The organism is Microvirga pakistanensis (assembly GCF_004458765.1).
In the GTDB taxonomy this organism is placed as follows: domain Bacteria; phylum Pseudomonadota; class Alphaproteobacteria; order Rhizobiales; family Beijerinckiaceae; genus Microvirga; species Microvirga pakistanensis.
In genome coordinates, this window is record NZ_SPJX01000374.1 from 1 (window position 1) to 223 (window position 223).

1 protein-coding gene is annotated in these 223 nt (G+C 62.8%); it reads right to left on the bottom strand.

Annotated elements, in window-relative coordinates; translation table 11 throughout:
• A partial coding sequence (locus E4K09_RS18560; RefSeq protein ID WP_134499255.1) for a M20/M25/M40 family metallo-hydrolase occupies positions 1-223 on the bottom strand: 223 nt, incomplete at both ends.

Consider the following 223-nt stretch of genomic DNA (forward strand, 5'->3'; position numbering starts at 1 on the left):
ATGGCCGTCATGGCCGCAGGCATGCATCTTGCCCGGCCTGAGCGACTTGTACGGGGCCTGGCCGAGTTCCTCGATGGGCAGGGCGTCCATATCGGCCCTGATCCCAATGGACCGGCCGGAAGTGCCCCTCGACAGCGTCCCAACCACACCAGTGCCCGCGAGTCCTGTGGAGACCTTCAAGCCAAACGAGTCGAGCATACGGGCAATGAAAGAGGAAGTCTCA